The organism is Streptomyces sp. LX-29 (assembly GCF_029541745.1).
In the GTDB taxonomy this organism is placed as follows: Bacteria; Actinomycetota; Actinomycetes; order Streptomycetales; family Streptomycetaceae; genus Streptomyces.
The window spans coordinates 555459-570670 of the sequence record NZ_CP089746.1 but is presented as its reverse complement, the minus strand read 5'-3'; the positions used below and the strand labels follow the sequence as shown (position 1 = coordinate 570670).

The 15212-nt window shown below is 73.3% G+C and carries 12 protein-coding genes; 10 read left to right on the top strand and 2 right to left on the bottom strand.

Features of this window, described 5'->3' with window-relative positions:
- Positions 1 to 156: 156 nt before the first annotated feature.
- The 7 genes from LRS74_RS02575 (at position 157) to nagB (ending at position 8948) form a co-directional block, all read left to right on the top strand.
- Positions 157 to 2985 (top strand): dolichyl-phosphate beta-glucosyltransferase, encoded by a 2829-nt coding sequence (locus tag LRS74_RS02575; RefSeq protein WP_277739425.1) that lies wholly within the window; start codon positions 157 to 159, stop codon positions 2983 to 2985.
- Entirely contained in the window at positions 2972 to 3547 is a 576-nt protein-coding gene (locus LRS74_RS02570) for a SigE family RNA polymerase sigma factor (RefSeq protein ID WP_277739424.1), read from the top strand. Before LRS74_RS02575 ends, LRS74_RS02570 begins: the two co-directional genes overlap by 14 nt.
- On the top strand, positions 3547 to 4179 hold the full coding sequence (locus LRS74_RS02565) for a hypothetical protein (RefSeq protein WP_277739423.1): 633 nt from the start codon (positions 3547 to 3549) through the stop codon (positions 4177 to 4179). Before LRS74_RS02570 ends, LRS74_RS02565 begins: the two co-directional genes overlap by 1 nt.
- A gap of 78 nt (positions 4180 to 4257) precedes the next feature.
- Positions 4258 to 5238, top strand: coding sequence for a hypothetical protein (locus LRS74_RS02560; protein WP_277739422.1), 981 nt, complete (start codon positions 4258 to 4260; stop codon positions 5236 to 5238).
- A 515-nt stretch (positions 5239 to 5753) separates the two neighbouring features.
- Positions 5754 to 6203: a PTS glucose transporter subunit IIA gene (locus tag LRS74_RS02555; RefSeq protein WP_277739421.1), complete on the top strand. Its 450-nt coding sequence runs from the start codon at positions 5754 to 5756 to the stop codon at positions 6201 to 6203.
- Between the two features lie 62 nt (positions 6204 to 6265).
- Positions 6266 to 7939, top strand: a complete 1674-nt coding sequence (gene ptsP, locus LRS74_RS02550; protein ID WP_277739420.1) for a phosphoenolpyruvate--protein phosphotransferase — start codon at positions 6266 to 6268, stop codon at positions 7937 to 7939.
- 223 nt (positions 7940 to 8162) lie between these two features.
- The gene (gene nagB, locus LRS74_RS02545; RefSeq protein WP_277739419.1) at positions 8163 to 8948 is read left to right on the top strand and encodes a glucosamine-6-phosphate deaminase; all 786 of its coding nucleotides are present in this window, start codon (positions 8163 to 8165) and stop codon (positions 8946 to 8948) included.
- 24 nt (positions 8949 to 8972) lie between these two features.
- Here nagB and LRS74_RS02540 read toward each other — a convergent pair whose 3' ends face one another.
- Positions 8973 to 9923, bottom strand: coding sequence for a glutaminyl-peptide cyclotransferase (locus LRS74_RS02540; RefSeq protein WP_277739418.1), 951 nt, complete (start codon positions 9921 to 9923; stop codon positions 8973 to 8975).
- 136 nt (positions 9924 to 10059) lie between these two features.
- On the opposite strand from LRS74_RS02540, the gene LRS74_RS02535 reads away from it, so the two are divergent.
- The 3 genes from LRS74_RS02535 (at position 10060) to LRS74_RS02525 (ending at position 14119) form a co-directional block, all read left to right on the top strand.
- Positions 10060 to 10629, top strand: a complete 570-nt coding sequence (locus tag LRS74_RS02535) for a GNAT family protein (RefSeq protein WP_277739417.1) — start codon at positions 10060 to 10062, stop codon at positions 10627 to 10629.
- 104 nt (positions 10630 to 10733) lie between these two features.
- Entirely contained in the window at positions 10734 to 11471 is a 738-nt protein-coding gene (locus tag LRS74_RS02530) for a hypothetical protein (protein WP_277739416.1), read from the top strand.
- 218 nt (positions 11472 to 11689) lie between these two features.
- Positions 11690 to 14119 carry a penicillin acylase family protein gene (locus LRS74_RS02525; RefSeq protein ID WP_277739415.1) on the top strand — a complete coding sequence of 810 codons (2430 nt, stop codon included), beginning with the start codon at positions 11690 to 11692 and terminating at the stop codon, positions 14117 to 14119.
- A gap of 146 nt (positions 14120 to 14265) precedes the next feature.
- Here the strand turns inward: LRS74_RS02525 and LRS74_RS02520 are convergent, their stop codons facing one another.
- Entirely contained in the window at positions 14266 to 15105 is an 840-nt protein-coding gene (locus tag LRS74_RS02520) for an EamA family transporter (RefSeq protein WP_277739414.1), read from the bottom strand.
- Positions 15106 to 15212: the final 107 nt, after the last annotated feature.

Genomic DNA, 15212 nt, shown 5'->3' with positions numbered 1-15212 from the left:
TCTCCCCTCCCGTCGAACGGAGGGGACAGCCCGCCGACCCTGAAGCCGGCGGGTGCGGACACCGGTCCGCCGGGCCCGCCGACGCCGGTCACGGCGGTGTGACCTAGAACACGCAACGCTTCGCCGGCCCGAGGCGGTCACCGATGCGTGTTGCACATGTCTTCCGCCCCAGCCGGCCACGGTCCGCCGACGTCCGGCACCGTCGACCTGACGGTCGTGGTGCCCGCGTACAACGAGGAGCACCGGCTGCCCCGGACCCTCGACGCGATCTGCCGCTATCTACGCGCCTCGCCCGGTCGCCACGCCGACTGGGAGGTCGTCGTCGTCGACGACGGATCCACGGACGCCACCGGGGCCGTCGTCCGCGAGGCGGCCGCGTCCGAGCCGCGCATCCGACTGCTGTGCCCGCCGTCGACCGCCGCACCGTCGGCCTCCTTCGCGCGCAACCACGGCAAGGGACACGCGGTGCGCATGGGAGTGCTCGCCTCCCGTGGCCGCCGGGTCCTGGTGACCGACGCCGACCTGGCCACCCCCATCGAGGAGTTGGCGTCGCTGCACGACCGGCTCGACGCCGGCTGGGCCGCCGCCATCGGCTCCCGGGCCCACCCGGGCGCCGACATCGAGGTGCGCCAGCATCCGCTGCGACAGCTCCTGGGCCGGGCCGGCAACCGGGTCATACGGGCCGTCGCCGTCCCCGGGATACGGGACACGCAGTGCGGCTTCAAGCTCTTCGACGGCGACCGTGCGCGCGCGGCCCTGGGGCGTTCCCGGGTCGACGGCTGGAGCATCGACGTGGAGATCCTGCGGATGTTCCACGAGGCCGGATGGCCGGTGGCCGAAGTGCCGGTGCGCTGGGCGCACCAGACGGGGTCCAAGGTGCGGCCGCTGGACTACGGCCGGGTGCTGTTCGAGGTCCTGCGGCTGCGGGCCGGGGGCGCCCTGCGGCGGGTGCGGCCCGCCGACCGGGTCGTGCTGCTCGGCTACGTGCTGCTCTCCGTATGGCTCTACAAGGGGCTGTGGGCGGACCTCGACCGCGGCTACCTCGCCGACAGCGGGCACGACCAGAACCAGTGGGAGTGGTTCTTCGCGGTGACCGCGAAGAACGTCTTCGAGCTGAACGACCCGTTCTTCACCACGCTGCAGAACATGCCGCTCGGCGTGAACCTGATGGCGAACACCACCATGTTGGGGCTGTCGGTTCCGCTGGCTCCCGTCACCGCGCTCCTCGGCCCGGGCGTCACCTGGGCGCTGGTGCTCACCGGCGGCCTGGCCGGTACCGCGGCCGCCTGGTACTGGCTGTTGGTCAAGTGGTTCGTGCGGTCACGTCGCGCCGCCGCGCTCGGCGGGGCGCTCTGCGCCTTCGCGCCCCCGATGATCTCGCACGCCAACGCACACCCGAACTTCGCGGTGCTGTTCGTGATGCCGCTGATCGTCGACCGGCTGCTCCGGCTGTGTGGCCCGCACCCCGGCGCGGCGGGCCGGGAGCGGACGGGGCGTCGTGGCACCCTTCGGGACGGCGTGATCCTCGGGCTGCTCCTGACGTACCAGGTCTTCCTCGGCGAGGAGGCGCTGCTGCTGGCCGCCATGGGCCTGTTGCTCTTCGCGGTGGGCTACGCGGCCGCGCGGCCGGCCGTCGCGCTCGCGGTCCTGCGACCGCTGTCGCGCGGGCTCGCCCTCGCCATGGGCGTCGCCCTTCTGCTGCTCTGCTACCCCCTCGGCTGGCAGTTCTTCGGCGAGCAGAGCTACGCCAGCGTGTTGCACGGTCCGAACGGCAACCCGCCGCGCGCGCTGGTGGAGTTCGCTGGCCGCTCCCTGGCGGGCGACGAGGCGACCGCCGACGCCCTCGCCCTCAACCGCACCGAGCAGAACGCCTTCTTCGGCTGGCCGCTGGTGGTCGTCGTCCTCGCGGTGGTGGTCCGGCTGTGGCGGGACCCGCGGGTGCGGGGCCTGGCCGTGGTCGCCGTCGGGGCGTCGGTGCTGTCGCTGGGGCGCACCATCCCCATGCCGGGAACGGAGGGTGAACTGCCGGGCCCGTGGCGGCTGTTCGCCGACCTGCCGCTGTTCGAGTCGGTGATCGAATCACGGATGGCGATGGTGGCCGTGCCCGCGGCGGGCATCCTCCTGGCCCTCGCCTGCGACCGCCTCACCGGGCCGGACCGTCGACCCGCGCCGGTGGGACCCGCCGCGCAGGAGCCCGCCGTCGCCGCGGAACGTGCCACCGCCGACGAGGAACACACCGGCGACGCGAAACGTGCCACCGGCGACGCGGAACACGCCATCGGCGACGCCGAACGTCCCACCGGGGCCGCGGACTCCGGAGGTGCGGACTCCGGCGCCGCGGACTCCGGTGGGGAGCGCCCCCGTGGCGAGCGACTTGGCGGTGCCGGGCGGCCCACCGGCACCGGGCGCACGATCGCCGGTGTGCGGGTGTGGCGGGCCGTGGGATGGGCGGCGGTCGTCGCCGCGCTCCTCCCGATCGCGCCCACGCCGATGACGACCGTCGACCGACGCGCGGTCCCCTCCTTCGTCGCCGACGGCACCTGGCGCGACTTCCTGCCGAAGGGCTACAGCCTCGTCCCGGTGCCGCTGCCCGGCCCCGGTCGTGCCGAGGCCCTGCACTGGCAGGCCAAGGCCGACCTCGGCTTCCCGATCCCCGGCGGCTACTTCAACGGTCCGTACGGCCCCGACCGCATCGGCATCTACGGTCCGGTGAACCGGCCCACCGCCGACCTCCTGGAAGAGGCCCTCCGCACCGGACAGGTCCCGGAGATCGGCCCCGCTCAGCGGCACGCCCTGTGGCAGGACCTCCGCTTCTGGCGGGCCGGAGTGGTGGTGCTCGCTCCGCAACCCGGTGACCAGGTGCTGCGTGTCACCGTAGAGCGGCTGTTGGGGGCGCCGGGGCGGTGGATCGGAGGCATGTGGATATGGCAGGTGCCCGGGGTGCACACGGATGTGGACGAGAACGGCGGGCATGGGGGAACGTGAGGGCGGGAACATGATCGGCACCGGATCGGCGGACCGGACCGAGGACGAACGGGCGTACACGGAGTACGTCTCCGCGCGGCTGCCCGCGCTCCGTCGCATCGCACATCTCCTCTGCAAGGACCCCCATCGTGCCGACGACATCGTGCAGACCACGCTCACCCGGCTGTACGTCCACTGGCGGCGCGCCCGCGCGGCCGACGACCTGGACCGCTATGTGCACACCATGCTCGTCCGGTGCTTCCTCAACGAGCAGCGGCTCGGCTGGGCGCGGGTGCGGCTGTCGGGGGCCCCGCACGAGACACCGGGTCTGCCACCGGCGGCCGGCGGGCCCGACATCGAAACGCGCGCCGTCGTGCACACGGCGCTGTCACGCATCCCGGCGCGGCAGCGCGCCGTGCTCGTGCTGCGCTTCCTGTGTGATCTCCCGGTGGCAGAGGTGGCCGGGATCCTCGGTTGTTCGGAGGGAAACGTGAAGAGCCAGTCCGCCCGCGGTCTCACACGGCTGCGTGCGCAGCTCGGCGACCAGCTGCCGGCGTCCGCGTCGGCGCTGGGGGAGGGGTAGTGGACGTGCACGACGAGGAACTGGAACAGGAAGCGGTCCGGCTGCTCTCCTCGCTGCGTGGCCTGGAGCCGGGCGCCGGGGCGCCGGGGGTGGATGTGGCGGACGCCGTGCGGCGGGGGCGGCGACAGGCCCGGGTGCGCCGGGCGGCGGTGCCGGTGGCCGCCGCGGCGGTCCTCGCGATGGTGGGAGCGGCCGTGGCCCTGGTCGTCCAGACACTGCCCGGCGACCGGGACACGCCACCCGCCGTGCCGCCCACGCCGCCGCCCGCCGTGACGCAGACCCCGGGCCCGAGCTCCACGAAGGACAGGGAACCCACCGAGACGCCGAACCCGTCGTCGACCACCCCGGGCATCGATCCGACCACGTGGACTCCTTCCGGGGTCCCGTCCGGGACGTGGACACCGTCCGGGACGTGGACCCCCTCCACCGCGGTGCAGCCCTCGTGGACGGTGGAGCCCTCCGGCACGGTGGAACCCGCCGACACGGTGGAGCCCTCCGGCACGGTGGAACCCGCCGACACGGTCGAACCCTCCGGCAGGGGGAAACCCTCCGGCACGGTGAAACCGTCCACGGCGGGGCCCTCCGGGACGGCGACGCCCTTCGCCGAGGCCACGGTCACCGACGCTCCGTAGAAGTCGCCCTTTCCCCAACCGCCTGTCACGTGCGCATACTTGGCGCGCGACAGGAGTGAGAGACGGGGAGGCAGTGACATGACGAGGCACAGACGTGCGGCGGCCACGGCGGTGGGGCTGTTATCGGTGCTGCTGGCAGGCGGCGCGCACGCGCCGGTGGCGGCGTCCGAGGTGCGGAGCTCGAACCCCTCCGCGGCCACGGAGCTGCGGCCGTGCGCGGAGCGTACGAGCGTCGAGGTGTTCCGGAAGGGGGGCGTGCCGCTCCTGGACTGGCGCGAGAACCTGGAGTTCGACGGGCGCGGCACGCTCTGGGTCTCGCACATCACCCGACACCGGGTCGAGGGGTACGCACCCGACGGGACCCTCAGGGCGTCGTTCCCGGTGAACGGCCCCGGCGGGCTGCGGCGCGGCCCGGACGGGATGATGTACGTCAACTACGGTGTGAACCCGCTGACCTCGGGCCTGGGCTCCGGCATCATGCGCTTCGACCCGACGTCCGCCCGGCCCGAGCCGGTGAAGGTCGTCACGGGGCTGTCCGGCATCAACGGTCTGGCGATCGACGCCGACGGCAACTTCTACCTGAGCCGCGAGTTGAGCACCGGCGTGCTGAAGATCCGGCCCGACGGCACCAAGGACGAGCGGTGGACACGGGCGGCGAACGTCTTCGGGGCCAACGGGCTGGAGATCGTCGGCGACGACCTGTACGCGAGCGTCATCACCAGCACCTCCTCACCGGTCGTCCGCATCCCGTTGAAGGACCCGGCGGCGCACACCACGGTCACCGAGCTCAGCCGCAACCCCCTGGACGCGAAGCTCCTCGACGACCTCGCCCACGTCGACGGCGACCTGGTCGTCACGTCCTTCCGCGACGGCGAACTCATCCGGGTGGACCCGACCACCGGTCGTTCCTGTGTCCTCGTCTCCGGCCTGCGTATGCCCAGCAGCGTGCGCGTGCCGCTGGGCTTCGGCGACCACGATCCACGGCGCGAGCTGTTCGTCGCCGAGGCGTCCGGCCGCATCGTGAAGGTGACGATCCACTCCGGGGCCGCGGCACGGTGACGCCGATGGCGCCCACCGCGGTGTCCGGGGAACGCCGCGAGGAGGCCACTAGTGGTCTAAACCACCTGCGGTGTGCCGACAGTAGCACGCTCGACTTATGAAAGAAATCTTCAGAATGAGCTCGCCTGCGCGGCACGCCCCGGCGTGCCGCGCAGGCGAGAGAAACCGCAGGTCAGATGGGCTTTAGTGGTCGGATGGTCGGTGGGTGGGTGTGGCGGGCGCCGGGCGTCGGTGGGGGCGCCCGGTCGATTGGAGTAGACCTCTTGCCGGTCGATCGGCTACAAACGTCCTCACCGGTCGACGGCAGCGACGGCCGGTGACCACGGGGTGATCCGACGGCCGGCGCACGCGGCCCGTCGGAGAGCTCCGAGGGTCGAGAAGGCGATCCGCCGCCACTCCGGCATGCCCCGGTGACAACGCCCACGGCGGATTCCGGACGCGCTGCGCGCGCTGGCGAAGGTCATCGAGACACGCTGCCTTCGCTCTGACCTGCCTCACACAGGAAGGCCCCCCACATGACAACCGTGACGTCGCCGCTCACCGGACGCGCCGTCGGCCTTGCCGCGGTGCCCGACCCCGTGTTCTCGGGGGCCATGGTCGGCCCGGGCACCGCCGTCGACCCGCTGCGCGAGCCCTCGGAGGCCGTCGCGCCCCTGGACGGCGTCATCGTCTCCGTCCACCCGCACGCCTTCGTGGTCCTCGACTCCGCGGGGCACGGCGTGCTCACCCACCTCGGCATCGACACCGTCCAGCTCAAGGGCGAGGGGTTCGAGGTCCTGGTCGAGAAGGGCGACACGGTCGAGCGCGGCCAGCCCGTGATCCGCTGGAACCCGGCCGCGGTCGAGGCGGCGGGCAAGTCCCCGATCAGTCCGGTCATCGCCCTGGAGGCGACCGCGGAGGCCCTGAGCGACATGGCCGAGGACGGCGACGTACAGGCCGGCGACAAGCTGTTCGCATGGGGATGACCGCGGCGGCGGTCGACACATCGCGGCGGCCGGTGCCGTCGCTTCTCACGGAGACAGGTGACATGGAGACAACGCTGCGGGGCGTCGGCGTCAGCCACGGTGTGGCGATCGGTCAGGTACGGCACATGGGAACGGCCGTCCTGGAGCCGCCGGTCAAGGAGATTCCGGCGGAGGAGGCCGAGCGTGAGCAGCAGCGCGCCCGCCACGCCGTGGAGGCGACCGCCGCCGACCTGACGGCGCGCGGCAACCTCGCCGGGGGCGAGGCCCAGGCGGTCCTGGAGGCCCAGGCGCTGATGGCGCAGGACCCCGAGCTGATGGCCGACGTGGACCGTCGGATCGCGGCCGGCGGCACCGCCGAGCGGAGCGTCTACGACGCGTTCTCGCGATACCGGGAACTCCTCGCGGGCGCCGGGGAGTACATGGCGCAGCGCGTGGCCGACCTGGACGATGTGCGGAACCGGATCGTGGCGCGGCTGCTGGGTGTGCCGATGCCGGGTGTGCCGGACAGCGACGAGCCGTATGTGCTGATCGCGCGGGACCTGGCGCCCGCGGACACCGCCCTGCTGGACCCGACGCTGGTGCTGGGCTTCGTCACCGAGGAGGGCGGGCCGACCAGCCACAGCGCCATCCTCGCCCGCGCCCTGGGCGTCCCCGCCGTCGTCGCCCTGCCGGGTGCCAGTGAGATCACCGAGGGCACCGTCGTCGCCGTCGACGGCAGCACCGGCGACCTCTTCGTGGAGCCGAGCGGGGCCAAGCGCGCCGAGCTGGCCAAGGCCGCCGAGGAGCGCAGGGCGGCGTTGGCCGCCTCCAGCGGTCCCGGTGCCACGTCCGATGGTCACAAGGTGCCGCTGCTGGCCAACATCGGTGGCCCGGGAGACGTGCCGGCCGCGGTGGAGGCCGGGGCGGAGGGCGTGGGCCTGTTCCGCACCGAGTTCCTCTTCCTCGACGACAGCAAGAACGCCCCCTCCCGGGACAAGCAGATCCAGTCCTACCGCAGCGTCCTGGAAGCCTTCCCCGAAGGCCGCGTGGTGGTACGCGTCCTGGACGCCGGCGCCGACAAACCACTGGACTTCCTCACCCCCACCGACGAACCCAACCCCGCACTCGGCGTCCGCGGCCTGCGCACCCTCCTGGACCACCCCGACATCCTGGCCACCCAACTCACCGCCCTGGCCGAAGCCGCCGAAGGACTCCCCGTCCACCTCGACGTCATGGCCCCCATGGTCGCCGACCGCCACGACGCCCGCGCCTTCGCCGACGCCTGCCGCACCGCCGGACTCAACGCCAAATTCGGCGCCATGGTCGAGATCCCCTCCGCCGCCCTGCGCGCCCGCTCCCTCCTCCAGGAAGTCGAGTTCCTCTCCCTGGGCACCAACGACCTCGCCCAGTACACCTTCGCCGCCGACCGCCAGGTCGGCGCCCTCTCCCGCCTCCAGGACCCCTGGCAACCCGCCCTCCTGGACCTCATCGCCCTGGCCGCCGACGCCGCCCGCACCGAAGGCAAGAGCTGCGGAGTCTGCGGCGAAGCCGCCTCCGACCCCCTCCTGGCCTGCGTCCTGACCGGCCTCGGCGTCACCAGCCTGTCCATGGGCGCCACCGCCATCCCCTACGTCCGCGCCACCCTCGCCAACCACACCCTCGCCCAATGCGAACGCGCGGCAGCCGCCGCCCGCGCCACCGACACCGCCGACGAAGCACGCCGCGCCGCACAAGCGGTCCTCTCCGAAGAGGGCTGAGCGGGAGCATGCCGCGGGGGCCCGTCGGTGTGGGCGGGCCCCAGCGCGGTCGGGGGCGCCACAGACGGTCCCCCGCCGCTCGGCCGCGACCTCGGCGCCCCGGCATCCCGGCATCCCCGGACCCCGGCGCCCCCGGACCTCGGGCCCCGGGGCCCGAGGCCGCCCCCCACACCCGACCGCTCGAGAACCACCCACCCCCACTTCCAGAAACGGCAGGCCAAGCGTGGAAGTTGTCATCGTTCCGGACGCCAGGGCAGGCGGCGAGCTCATCGCGGAGGCCATGGCCGCCCTGGTGCGCCGCAAGCCGGACGCCCTGATCGGTGTCGCCACCGGCTCCACCCCGCTGCCCGTCTACGAGGCCCTGACGGCCAAGGTCGCGGCCGGCGCCGTCGACGTCTCGCGGACGCGGATCTGCCAGCTTGACGAGTACGTCGGGCTGCCGGCCGGGCACCCCGAGAGCTACCGGTCGACCGTGCTGCGCCAGGTCGTGGAGCCGCTGGGGCTGACCGAGGAGTCCTTCCTGGGCCCCGACGGCAACGCCGAGGACGTGCAGGCGGCCTGCGAGGCGTACGACCGGGCGCTGGGCGAGGCGGGCGGCGTCGACCTCCAGCTGCTCGGCATCGGCACCGACGGCCACATCGGCTTCAACGAGCCCTGTTCCTCGCTCGCCTCGCGCACCAGGATCAAGACCCTGACGGAGCGGACCCGCCAGGACAACGCGCGCTTCTTCGACGGCGACATCGACCAGGTGCCGCACCACGTCATCACCCAGGGCATCGGCACCATCCTGGACTCGCGCCACCTGGTCCTGCTGGCCACCGGCGCGGGCAAGGCCGACGCCGTGGCCCGGTCGGTCGAGGGCCCGGTCGCCGCGGCCTGCCCGGCCTCCGCGCTCCAACTGCACCCGCACGCCACCGTGGTGGTGGACGAGGCGGCCGCCGCGAAGCTGCGGCTGGCCGACTACTTCCGCGCCACCTACGCCGCCAAGCCGTCCTGGCAGGGGCTGTAGGACCCGCTCCGGCCGGCGCTCACGTCATGGCGTCGGCCCACCTCCCCGGCGCGCCCACCCCGCCCGCGTGTCCACCCGTGGGAGGCGCGGCCCTCCTTCGGGTGAACCGAGCCGAGGACCGACGTCGACGAACCGCACCCGGAACATCTTCGGCCAGCGCTTGCCGGTGAGCAGGAACTGATCGGTCCCGGGCACGGCCGCGACGCCGTTCAGGTCGCCCGCTTCCCGGCTCTCCGCGGGAGTGAGCAGCTGTGAGGCGTCGACGCTGCCGGTGACCGCGCCGGTGGCGCCGTCGATGCGCACGAGGCGGCCGGCCCGGTCGATGTTGGCGTAGACCGTGTCGCCGTCGACGCACTCGAGTTCGTTCAGGCCGGTCACGGGCCGGCCGTGCTCGGTGACGGCGACCGTGCCGGTGACGGCGAAGGTGCTCGGATCGCGGAAGACGAGCCGGTCGGACCCGTCGCTCATCACCAGCCGACCGTCGCGGCGTCGGTGGCACAGCCCCCAGCCCTCCCCGGTGTACGTCACGCGGCGGCGCTCGGCGAGGGTGTGGGCGTCCCGTTCGACCGCGATGCCGTCGCGCCAGGTGAGCTGCCACAGCGTGCGCCCCAGGACGGTGATGCCCTCGCCGAAGACCGGGGGCGGCAGCTCGGCCCTGCGGACCGGCGGCCGCCCCACGGGACCGGCGGTGACGGCGGACTCGCCACGAGCGAGACCGCCGGTGCCCTCGTAGAGCATGCCGTTGGCCATCTCCAGCCCCTCGGTGAAGGCCCGTGGGTCGTGGGGGAGGCGCTGGAGCACCTGGACCCGCAGCGCGGCCACGACCTGCCGCTCTGACGGCCGCCGCGCACCCTGCGAGGCCGCGGCGGTCCCCTCCGAGCGGGGCGGGCACGGCCCGTAGCTGCCCAGGGCGAGCACCGCCGCCAGGGTCGGCACGCCGACCGTCAGCCGCCGGCGGACCCCGAAGGGGCGCATATCACTCTCGTGATTCGTCGCGTACGGTCATGAGGGAAGTCTGTTCGCCGCGGTCGGACGGCGCAAAAGATGCGCCGAAGTACGCATGAGAAGATCACTTGCGAAGCTGTGCGGGTACCGACCGTGGAGGGTGAGGATGTACGCGATATCCCTGGACGACGACGGTGCGGAGCTGCGCCCGCTCGAACCGTGGCGGGCCGATGAGTTCCTCGCCCACATGGACCGGGGACGGGAGTACATCGGGCAGTACGTCGGGCTGCCGGACATCGTCACGGACCTGGAGTCGAGCCGCGCGTACCTCCAGTCCTACGCGGACAAGACCGCGACCGACACCGGGCGGATCCACGGCATCTGGGTCGGCGACAAGCTGGTCGGCGGAGTCATCCTCCGGGTCATGGACGTCCCGCAGGCCAACGCCGAGGCGGGCTGCTGGCTGGAGCCGTCGGCCGCCGGCAGGGGCCTGGTCACCAGGGCCGTGCGCCTGCTCATCGACTGGGCCGTCGAGGAGCGCGGCATCCACCGCGTCGAGTGGCACGTCTCGGCGGCGAACGCGGCCAGCATCGCCGTGGCCCGGCGACTCGGGATGACCAAGGACGGCGTGCTGCGCGAGAGTTACGCCTACCGGGGGAAGCGGCACGACATGGAGGTCTGGTCGGTGCTCGCGCCGGAGTGGCGGGCCGGCAGGCAGGCGCCCCAAGGCTCCTGACCCACCCCATCGGGTGGATTAGTCGGCGGCGTTGACCCGTGGGCGACGCGCCGTGCTCTCCTGTCCCTGCTCCTTGCCGAAGGGAGCGGAGAGGGGGAACCACCGTGCGCCCGAAGGGGTACCTCAGGAAGTGGCTCGCCGCCGCGGCCGGCGCCACCGCCCTACTGCTCGCACCGGTGACGGCCCACGCCCAGGGGCCGCGACAACAGGCCGTCACCTATCTCAACCTGCACCAGTGCATGTACTACTCCGGTTCGGCCACCAACCACTTCTCGACGGTGGTGACGAGCGGTGACGGTCGGTTCGCGGCGGGGACGAACGTGTCCGACACGGCCGACACCCGGCCGTCCTGCGGCGCCGGGGACGGCAACTACACCGTCGTTCCCCTGCTGTCGGCTGCCAAGGCGCTCGACGTGACCGCCGGGCGCTATCTCAACCTGCACCAGTGCGTGTACTACTCCGGCTCGACCGCCAACCACTTCACCACCGTGGTGACGAGCAGCGACGGTCGGTTCGCGGCGGGGACGAACGTGTCCGACACGGCCGACACCCGGCCGTCGTGCGGCGCCGGGGATGGCAACTACGCCCTGGTACCGCTGCTGTCCGGCGTCAAGGCACTGGACCTGACCACGGGTCACCACGTCAACGTGCACCAGTGCATGTTCTACTCCGGTTCGGCCACCAACCACTTCTCGACGGTGGTGACGAGCGGTGACGGTCGGTTCGCGGCGGGGACGAACGTGTCCGACACGGCCGACACCCGGCCGTCCTGCGGTGCCGGGGACGGCAACTACGCCCTCGTGCCGGTGCTGTCGGGTGCCAAGGCGCTCCCACTGACCTAGAGGCCGATCCCGGTGGGCCGCCCGCACGGCCCACCGGACGGCCCCCGCGCTCCTCCGCCCCGCCGTCGTCGACGACGATCCGCCCGGGCACCTCAGCCGCGCCGGCCGAACCGGTCTGCCCGGCCGCCCTCATGACAACCTCCTCCCCTCACGCGGCGTCCTTCTTGCCGCAGTCAGAAGGATGAAGTGTTCTCCTGATTCTCCCGAGGGGAGTCGAATTGCGTTTACGTCATCGTCTGCGCGCCCTGACCGTCGGCGGACTCGCCGTGCTGACCGGGGCCTCGATGCTGCCGGCCACCGCGGCCGACGCCACGGCCCGCGCCGGGGAGCGCGCGTCCGGCGGCGGACTGTCCGCCGTGATCCGCTACACCGAGTACGGCATTCCCCACATCGTCGCCAAGGACTACGCGAACCTCGGCTTCGGCACCGGCTGGGCCCAGGCCGCCGACCAGATCTGCACACTCGCCGACGGGTTCGTCACCGTACGCGGGGAGCGCTCCCGCCACTTCGGCGCCGACGGCAGAACCGACGGGTCGCTGTCGAGCGCCGGCACCAACCTCTCCAGCGACCTGTTCTTCGCCGGCATACGCGACACGCGGACCGTCGAGAAGATGCTCGCCCAGCCGGCGCCGGCCGGCCCCTCCCGGCAGAGCAAGGAGCTGATGCGCGGCTGGGCCGCCGGCTACAACGCCTGGCTGGCGAAAAACAGGATCGATGATCCGAAGTGCCGGGGCAAGGACTGGGTCCGCCCGATCACCACGGTCGACGTGGCCCGGCGCGGCTACGCCCTGATCCTGCTGAGCGGTCAGGGCCTGGCGGTGGACGGCATCACCGACGCACGGCCGCCCGCCGGCGTCGCCGCGCGCACCGCGTCCCTCCCCGAGGACCCCGCGGCCGCCGCCCGTGCCGTCCTCTCCGCCCGCAACTCCGGCATGGGCTCCAACGCCGTCGCCTTCTCCGGCGCCACCACCGCCGGCAAGCGCGGACTGCTGCTCGGCAACCCCCACTACCCCTGGCAGGGTGGCCGTCGCTTCTGGCAGGCCCAGCAGACCATCCCCGGCGAACTCGACGTCTCCGGCGGCTCGCTGCTCGGCTCGCCCGTCGTCCAGATCGGCTACAACGCGGACGTCGCGTGGAGCCACACCGTCGCCACGGGCGTGCCGCTGAGCCTCCACGAGCTGAAGCTCGTCCCCGGCGACCCGCGCGCCTACCTGGTGGACGGCAAGGCGCAGCGGATGACCGAGCGCACCGTCACGGTGCCCGTACGGGCGAAGGACGGGACCGTCTCCCGGGTCACCCGCACCCAGTGGTGGACCCGGCACGGGCCCGTGGTGACCGGGCTGGGGAGGGAGTTCCCGCTGCCGTGGACCAAGGGCTCGGCGTACGCGCTCAACGACCCCAACGCGGCCCAACTGCGGTTCACCGACACCTCGCTGGGCTTCGGCACGTCGCGGAGCGTACGGGACATCCAGCGCACCCTGAGCCGCACCCAGGGCCTGCCGTGGGTGAACACCGTCGCCGCCGACTCCGGCGGGCACAGCCTCTACACCCAGTCGCAGGTGCTGCCGCGGGTCACCGACGCGCTCGCCGAGAGCTGCTCGACCGCGCTCGGCCGCCAGACGTACCCGGGCATGGGGCTCGCCGTGCTCGACGGCTCCCGCGGCGGCTGCGCCTTCGGCCGGGACTCCGACGCCCTGCAACCCGGGGTGTTCGGCCCGTCCAGGATGCCGACCCTGGTCGACGCGCCGTACGCGGAGAACTCCAACGACAGCCCCTGGCTGACCAACGCGGACCGCCCGCTGACCGGATACCCGCGGATCTTCGGCGACACCGGTACCAGCCGCTCGCTGCGGACGCGCGGCGCCGTCGAGGACGTCTCGGCCCTGGCGAAGCGCGGCGGGCTGACCGTGGCCGACCTTCAGCGGCAGCAGTTCGCCGACCGCTCACCCACCGGTGCCCTGACCGCCGGCGACGCGGCGGCGGCCTGCGCCGAGCTGCCGGCCGGGCGGGCGACCGGCAGCGACGGTACGGTCGTCGACGTCTCCGCGGCGTGCCGCGTCCTGGCCCGCTGGGACCGCACCATGCGCACGGGCAGCAAGGGCGCCCTGCTCTTCGAGCGCTTCGCCGGCCGCCTGGTCGCGCAGGTGCCGGAGGCGGAGCTGTGGCGTGTGCCCTTCGATCCGGCCAAGCCGCTGACCACGCCGAACACGCTCAACACCGGACACCCCGCCTTCGCCCGCGCGCTGGCGGACACCGTGGCCGAGCTGCGTGCCGCGAAGATCGCACTCGACGCCCCGCTGGGCCGGCACCAGTTCGTCGAGCGCAACGGCAAGCGCATCCCGATCGGGGGCGGCCCGGAGGCGCTGGGCGTCTGGAACATGATCGATGCCGACTGGGACCCGGCGCGCGGCGGTTATGCCGAGGTGCCGTTCGGATCCAGCTACATCCAGGCCGTGGGCTTCGACGGCGGCCCGTGCCCGATCGCCCGCACCGTGCTGTCGTACTCCCAGTCCGCCGACCCCGGATCGCCGCACTACAGCGACCAGACCGAGCTCTTCTCGGCCGGCAGGATGGTGACCGCCCGCTTCTGCGAGAAGGACATCCTGGCATCGCCACAGCTGCGTGTGGTTCGGGTGAGTCAGCGCTGAGACGAGCCGGGCGCCGGGCTGAGCCGGTGCTGACCTGAGCCGGCGCCGGCCTGATCCGGTGCGCCGAGGGGGCGGCGGAGCGGGGGAGAAACGCCGCCGCCCCGGTGGGCGCGACGCTCGACGGGGGTACGCCCGGGCCGGCGGGCTCAGGCCCGGGACGCGTCCGCGCGCGCGGCGCCGATGCCGGCGACGACCACCAGTACGGTGCCGGCGAGCTGCTGGAGGTCGGGGGTCTGGGCGATGAGGACCACACCGGCCAGCATGCTCACCGCCGGTTCGAGCCCGGCCAGCGTGCCGTAGGCGGTCTTCCCCATGCGCTGGAGAGCCATCATCTCCAGCAGGAACGGCACCAGCGGCATGAGTACGGCGATGCCCGCCGCGGCGGCGGCCGTCTCCCAGGTCACGCCCGTGACGACGCCGGGGGCGCCGAACGGCGCGGCGACCACGGTGGCGACCGCCAGCGAGATGGCGAGCCCGTGCTGGGCGGAGAAGCGGCTGCCCACGTGGGCGGTGCCGATGACGTAGAGCGCCCAGCAGGCCGCGGAACCCAGGCCGAAGAGGACCCCGGCGAGGCTGGCGGCGCCGCCCCAGGGCGAGGTGAGGAGCAGGACCCCGGAGGCGGCCAGCCCGAGCCAGGCGAGCTCCCTGGGCCGCCGTGACGCCGCCACGGCGACGGCGAGCGGGCCCAGGAACTCCAGGGCGGTGGCGGTGCCCAGCGGCAGTCGGGCGGCGGCCTCGGAGAACAGCAGCATCATGCCCGCGCTCACCGCGCCCAGCAGACAGGTCGCCAGCAGGTCGGCCCGGGACGCCGTCCGTACCACGCGCCACAGGGACCGCCCGGTGAAGGCGAGGAGCATCACGGCGGCGAAGGACAGACGGAGCCAGGTGGTGCCGGCCGGGCCGAGGGAGCCGAACAGCTCGGTCGCCAGCGCGCCCCCGGTGTGCAGCACGGCCATGGCGACGAGGAGGAGCGCGGGCCCCGGCACACGGTGGCTCCCGGGATGCTTCGGGGCGGCGCCTCGGGACGACACCTCCGACGTCGCCTTCGGCGACGGGCGCGCCGGGGCGGACGCGGGGGTGCTGGGGGAGGGGG